A 6,026-nucleotide genomic window follows, 5' to 3' on the forward strand; every position below is an offset into this window, starting at 1 on the left:
CTGCCACGCGATCTCGTCCAGCGTCCGCGTGGTTCCTTCGGCGTTGGTGAAGCTGAAGGTCCAGCGTGTCGCGACATGGTCGCCCTCGATCAGGCTTGGCCCGATGCGCACCAAGCCCATCTCATCAATCTCTGCCGAACATGGTCACGTCCACGGCTGCGCTGAAATAAAGCTCCGCGGCACCACGTCTACTTCTCCGGTGCCACGACCTTCTTGGACGAGCCCTCGGGCGCCGCCTGCATCCCGGCTGGGCTCTGGCCTTGCGGGCTTTCGGCGGGCGCGCCGCCCGAGCCTGTATTGATCGGGCCCGTCCAACCCTGTGGCTGCGGTTGGCCCTTCTCTTCGGGCTGGGTCTGTGTCGCAGGCGGCCCTGTCTGTCCGGACTGGGCGAGCGCACTGTCGAAGGCTGCGACCGCTGCCAGGCATAGGATGGATGTCAGTGCCTTCACGGCGAATCCTCCTTTGGAGCCCGAGCTTCAACGAGCAAGGATCGATATCCGTTCCTCAGCGTGCGCTGCGTCAGTTCGCCCGTCGTCGGCATTCTTCCCTTGAATGCCTGCGGCGCGAGTCCTAGCATTGGTTCGTCACGTCTTTGCTCGTCATGTCAAGGAAAACGGCATGCAGGAGCAGTCGAGGCCATTGCTGCGGGTGATCTCATGGCTACGCGCCGTGCGCGTGCACTTGATTGCCCCAGATCCAGCCGCACGGGAAGCCTCGCCTCTCCTCATCCTCACGGTCGTCGTGCTTGCGCTGCTCCTCGCCATATTGGAAGTGGAATTGCACAGCGCCGACCTTCAATCGTTGGGCTTGATCGGCGATGCATTTCCAATCGACCCGGTTTTCAAGAGCCCCTAGAGTCGGCAGGAACGGCGGGCGAAGTCTGGATTGTTCGTCACGACTGCCCGCAGGAAGCGGCATCGTAAGATGCGTGCGGATTGAAAGTGATGGAGTTTGGCATGAAGGCTTTTCTGCTCGGCTGCGCCGCAGCCATTGTGATCGCAATTGCGGCGATGGCGGTCCTGGATCAGGTACAGGAGCCCGTTGCCCAGGCGTTTGCCACAACCGGTGTGCGCTTGTAAGACCGCCCCCGAAAGAGAGAGACGGCGGGGCCGCCGCTTGCGACAACGTGATCGGTTGTTGGAGCATTGATCGCGCCTAGGGCGGAATGCGTCAGGAATTCCACCTTGAAGTTGTCCGCGTCATCTGCCGGACTGGCGATTCTTGCTTCTCACTTCCTTCCATCGCCTCAACTCTCCAAGCCTGAGCTTGGGAAGTCGGCCGGGAATTGGCGCGAGTGCCTGCCTGAACCGATCAGAGATCCGTGAAGTATGGGCGGCAACGCCTGTATCAGCAAAACGGTGCTTCCGCCTAATACGCTCGCCCCGGCCACGAGCAGGGACAGGACGCGTTCCCAAATCTTTTCGTTGCCGGCGACGTTATGAGTTTGGCATCCGTGTGCACCCGCATGAGCGGCATTGTGATTTTCGATGGGCCCACCGTGGATGCTAGTCCGCCACCCTGATCACGACCTTGCCCTTTGCGCGCCCGGTCTCGACATAGGCGAGCGCATCGCCGGTTTTTTCGAACGGGAACACTTTGTCCACGACCGGACGGATCACGCCGGATTCGATCAGGGACGTGATTTCGCTCAGCTGCTGCCCCTGCGCGCGCATGAACAGGAATGAGAAGCGAACACCAAGGCTCCTGGCTTTCTTCCGCACACTACGGCTCAGCAAGCGCATCACCAATTTCAGGAAGAGGTTCATGCCCTGCTCCCTGGCGAATTCGGGGTCGGGCGGCCCGGAGATCGAGATGAGCAGGCCGTCCGGCTTGAGCACGCGCAGAGATTTTTCAAGCGTCTTGGCATCCTGGCTGTGCAGGACCAGATCGTAGCCCGACAAGACCTTCTCGAAATCCTGCGTCTTGTAGTCGATGACCAGGTCCGCGCCGAGACTCTTGACCAGCTCGACATTCTTCGCGCTCGTCGTCGTCGCAACGGTCGCACCGAGATGCTTGGCGAGCTGGATCGCGAAAGTCCCCACGCCACCGGAGCCAGCCTGGATGAAGACCTTCTGGCCAGGCTTCAGCTTGCCCACCTCGACCAGCGCCTGCCAGGCGGTCAGTCCCACCAGCGGGATGGAGGCGGCTTCTTCCATGCTGATGTTCGTGGGCTTCGGCGCCACGTCGGCTTCGTTCATCGCAATGAATTCGGCGAATGTTCCGATCCGATGATCGCGCGGCCGTGCGTAGACCTCGTCGCCCGCCTTGAACCGCCTGACATTGCGGCCAACCCTGACGACTGTCCCGGCAACATCGTGGCCCAGAGTGAAAGGCGGACGATACGGCAGGATGAGCTTGAATTCTCCATCCCTGAGCTTGGAGTCCAGAACGTTCACAGCAGTTGCGTGAACCCGAACCAGGACATCATCGTCCCGCAGCTCCGGTTCTGGCATGGTTGCCAAGCGCAGAGCGCCTTTCTTCTTGTATTTGTCGACAACGAATGCCTTCATGATGTCATCTCCAATTTGAGATTTGGTCCCGGCGTCAGGCGTCGAGGAAGGACAGCGCCTTCGGCACGAAATCGGCGTGGTTCTGGAAAATCCCGCCATGCCCGGCATCTTCGTAGATGACCAGTTGTGCGCCCGGGATACGCCGTGCCATGTCGGTGCTGTTTGCGGTCGGCACCATGATGTCGTTATCGCCATTCGCGATGAGGACAGGGATGCGGAGGCTGCCGAGATCCTGAGGCGCCTGCTGGCCCCAGCCCTTAATCGCCTTGAGTTGCCGCAACAGGGCCTCTGGCGTGGCTCCTTTGTCCCGATCTACCTTGCGCTCCTTCAACCTTGCCAGAAAGGCCTTTGCGGCCCGGCGGCCATTGGCCGTGGAGGTGAAGAACAGGTAGAATTTCGGGTCTCGCAAGGTGAGCAAGCCCTTGATCATCAGCGGCCAGGACACCGGCCCAACCTTCTCGATACCTTTGCCGCCTGCCGGGCCCGTGCCGGTCAGAATCAGCTTTCGCACGAGACCCGGCGCCTTCAGCGCGATGTCCTGGGCCACGAAGCCGCCGAGGGAAAAGCCGAGCAGATCGACTTTTTCGAAGCCCAGCGCGGCGATCAGAGCAATCGTATCTTGTGCCATTTCGCCGACGGTAACAGGCGCTTTCCCGCTTGAAGCGCCGATACCTCGGTAATCGATCGCGATGACGCGATGCCTGGTGGCGAGCCCATCGACGATCGGTGGATCGAAATTGTCGAGAACCGCGCCCCAATGGTTGAGAAGGATCAATGGCACGCCAGTGCGCGGACCGATGTCGCGATAGGCGAAGGTTGTTCCTGCAGCACTGATCGAAAGATTTGGCGCATCCACGTAGCGCAGTACCGATCCGGCGTGGCAGACATAATTAGACATCACTTACTCCATAGTTCGGCTGAAACCGGGTCCCAATGATGGAAGGGACATCGGTCGGATGGCGCGCCTCTTCCTTTGCTCGCCACCAGATGCACTTGCTGATCGCTCCGGAGCGCTGGCGCCGACGCGAGCCCAATGCTGGCGGAAGCACCCGGGATCAGCGCAATGCCGCGTTCTGTCTTGCTCGGCTCCGGCTTCTCAATTTGCTGTGGAACACCGACGCTCGATCTGTTACTATCAATTTAGTACCAAGTCACTACTAAAACGAGACTGACATGAAAAAACTTTCGACCCAGCCCTGCATGATCGCCCGGAGCTTGGCGCTGGTCGGGGACGCATGGAGCATGCTGATCATGCGGGACGCCCATGGGGGGCTGACCCGCTTCGACGACTTTCGTAAGAGTCTCGGTATCGCGCCGACGATGCTGACGGGGCGGCTTTCAGCCCTGGTTGACGAAGGGTTGCTGGAGAAACGTCGCTATTCAGCGCGTCCGCCACGGGACGAATATGTTTTGACGGAAGCCGGGCACGACTTCCTGCCGGTGCTCTTCGCGATTGGCGCGTGGGGACGCAAGCATCGTGGCGGAGGCAAGGTTATCCGGTTTTTCGACGCCGAGAATGGAACAGAGATTGATCCCCTTACCATCGACCGCGCGACCGGCGCTCCGATCGGAACACGTCCTATTCGTATCATCGCACCCGAATGAGCAACCCTCTTGGCATCTCCATCTTGTGCGGTTTGGCCGCGCTACCCCAGTAGACTTGGCACTTAGGCGGCGGCCGCCAAGACACTTCTTGGAAAGTGTCAACCTACTTCAACGTCGCCGTTGAGCGTGACTTTGACGCGGTAGAAAGGCATCTGGCCGGGGACCTTGTCGGCGGAGAGCTCACCATCATAAACCCGCGATGTCCGCTTAGCCGCCAACAGCGGCGTACAAGCGGACACTGCACGAGGTCCGATAAGGGGGCCAGAAGCGGACGTTCGCGATTTGGAGCAGGCCGCCAACTGATCGCCTAACCTTGCTCATTTGATGAGGAGTTTCCGTGCATCTTCCGCCGCTCGATCCAGGCGTATGCGGCGCTTCCCTTGGCCTAGTTCTTCACGATATTGACTAAGAGAGAAAACACTGAGTTCTTTGACGGTCACCGCCCCAGCAGCGCGCGGAATCTCGAAAGTAACAACCGACCGGTCATCGATGAGCACGGTGTATATGTCTTCGTATTGCTCTTGAATGTGATTTAGGACGTGAAAGACCGTACCGCGTTCGCCGTTGGCCGCCATGAGGCCTATTAAATCGGCGTCTCGACTACTTTCATGCGGCTGCAAGATGCGAGACTTGTATTTGTCGTGGAGCCGTTGCGGTGACATCCGTCTAACCCTTCCCACCACGCTAACGTTCGGTAGATCTCGCATCAGTTCAAGGCAGTCGCCTTGGCGCAAATCAAATTCATTGTCATTCATAAATTGGGGCCACGTGGGTTCGTGGCTGTGATGATGTTGTCGCGAATTATCCGCGCGAAACTATTTGCCGTGATAAAATATGATCAAAGACGATCGCGAAGCACGAATCAAAAACGACAGTCAGCACGAAGATGAATTTTCAGGCTGATGACTTAAAGCGCTCAGAGTCTGAAAGCTCCGATGCATCAATCGCTTTCGAAGATTCTGCGCCCTATTTGCGCCCTAAGAATCGTCAAATCAGAAATTGATTGTTGACGTGATTCAGCGAACCGTCTAACGAATTGATCCTGCAGGGGAAAATAGAGAAGAGCTGGAGCGGGTGAAGGGAATCGAACCCTCGTATTCAGCTTGGAAGGCTGCTGCTCTACCATTGAGCTACACCCGCGTGATGGGCTCCCTAACACGGCCGGGCGGCGGTCTCAACTGCCCGGGAGGCAGCCTTCCCCGTCTTGCGCGCCGCCCTGGTTCCTTCCGGGCCCGCCGCCCTTAACAGCGGCGGCAATGCCGCCTATATTGAAATCTTCCGAAACCAACGAAAGGAGGTGATCCAGTGTCTCTTACCAAGCGCTGTCACCTCGCTGGGATCGCCCGCTGAGCTCTGGATAAGGGCTTGGCATCGGGGCGCTCTCGGCCCTGGACCAGCGAGCAAGAAATCGGGCGCGACGGGGCCTCCCCGCCGCGCCTTTTTCGTCGATCGCACGGCTCAGGCCGGCGGCTCGCCCGCAAGCACCTCGCGAATCTTCTGTGACAGCTCCGATTTCCGGTAGGGCTTGCCGAGCAGCGCCACGCCGGGGTCGAGATGCCCTTCGTGGACGATGGCGTCATCGGTGTAGCCCGAGGTGTAGAGCACTTTCACGCCCGGCCGGCGCAGCCGGACGGCGTCGGCCAATTCCCGCCCGTTCATGCCGCCGGGCATGATGATATCGGTGAACAGGAGATCGAATTTCGCGCCCTGGTCGACCAGCGCCAGCGCCGAAGCGCCGTCGCCGGCCACGAGCGTGCGATAGCCGAGGCTGCCGAGCTGGGCGATGACATAGCCCTGCACCAGCGGATCGTCCTCGACCACGAGGATCGTCTCGTGTCCGCGTGTCTTGGCGCGCGGGTGGACCGGCGCCAGCCTGGCCGGCGCCTCGCCCTTCGACCGCGGCAGGAACAG

General features: G+C 59.9%; 8 protein-coding genes, 1 tRNA gene and 1 pseudogene. 3 read left to right on the plus strand and 7 right to left on the minus strand.

All coding sequences use genetic code 11. The annotated features are described in order from the left end of the window. Window positions 1–123 (minus strand): annotated as a pseudogene (locus tag MOV75_RS42750) (nuclear transport factor 2 family protein); the annotation flags it as partial. 65 nt (window positions 124–188) lie between these two features. After that, the gene (locus MOV75_RS24385; protein WP_246918387.1) at window positions 189–449 is read right to left on the minus strand and encodes a hypothetical protein; all 261 of its coding nucleotides are present in this window, start codon (window positions 447–449) and stop codon (window positions 189–191) included. A 127-nt stretch (window positions 450–576) separates the two neighbouring features. Here MOV75_RS24385 and MOV75_RS24390 point away from each other — a divergent pair, with 127 nt between their 5' ends. After that, window positions 577–855 (plus strand): hypothetical protein, encoded by a 279-nt coding sequence (locus MOV75_RS24390; RefSeq protein WP_246918385.1) that lies wholly within the window; start codon window positions 577–579, stop codon window positions 853–855. Window positions 856–956: 101 nt separating this feature from the next. Continuing rightward, a complete protein-coding gene (locus MOV75_RS42485) occupies window positions 957–1,079 on the plus strand; it encodes a hypothetical protein (RefSeq protein WP_256468856.1) in 123 nt (40 codons plus the stop codon). A 426-nt stretch (window positions 1,080–1,505) separates the two neighbouring features. Here the strand turns inward: MOV75_RS42485 and MOV75_RS24395 are convergent, their stop codons facing one another. Both MOV75_RS24395 and MOV75_RS24400 read right to left on the minus strand, forming a co-directional pair. Then, a complete protein-coding gene (locus tag MOV75_RS24395; protein WP_246918646.1) occupies window positions 1,506–2,510 on the minus strand; it encodes an NADP-dependent oxidoreductase in 1,005 nt (334 codons plus the stop codon). A 34-nt stretch (window positions 2,511–2,544) separates the two neighbouring features. Then, window positions 2,545–3,408: an alpha/beta fold hydrolase gene (locus tag MOV75_RS24400; protein ID WP_246918383.1), complete on the minus strand. Its 864-nt coding sequence runs from the start codon at window positions 3,406–3,408 to the stop codon at window positions 2,545–2,547. 275 nt (window positions 3,409–3,683) lie between these two features. On the opposite strand from MOV75_RS24400, the gene MOV75_RS24405 reads away from it, so the two are divergent. Continuing rightward, window positions 3,684–4,115 carry a helix-turn-helix domain-containing protein gene (locus MOV75_RS24405; RefSeq protein WP_246918381.1) on the plus strand — a complete coding sequence of 144 codons (432 nt, stop codon included), beginning with the start codon at window positions 3,684–3,686 and terminating at the stop codon, window positions 4,113–4,115. Between the two features lie 317 nt (window positions 4,116–4,432). Here the strand turns inward: MOV75_RS24405 and MOV75_RS24410 are convergent, their stop codons facing one another. The 3 genes from MOV75_RS24410 to MOV75_RS24420 all read right to left on the minus strand — a co-directional run. Next, window positions 4,433–4,870, minus strand: coding sequence for a hypothetical protein (locus tag MOV75_RS24410; RefSeq protein WP_246918379.1), 438 nt, complete (start codon window positions 4,868–4,870; stop codon window positions 4,433–4,435). 311 nt (window positions 4,871–5,181) lie between these two features. Then, window positions 5,182–5,255 (minus strand) — tRNA-Gly (locus MOV75_RS24415). A 318-nt stretch (window positions 5,256–5,573) separates the two neighbouring features. Then, window positions 5,574–6,026, minus strand: a 453-nt coding sequence (locus MOV75_RS24420; RefSeq protein WP_247006754.1) for a response regulator, incomplete at its 5' end; no start/stop codon positions are given.

Source organism: Bradyrhizobium sp. PRIMUS42 (assembly GCF_023006515.1).
In the GTDB taxonomy this organism is placed as follows: Bacteria; Pseudomonadota; Alphaproteobacteria; order Rhizobiales; family Xanthobacteraceae; genus Bradyrhizobium.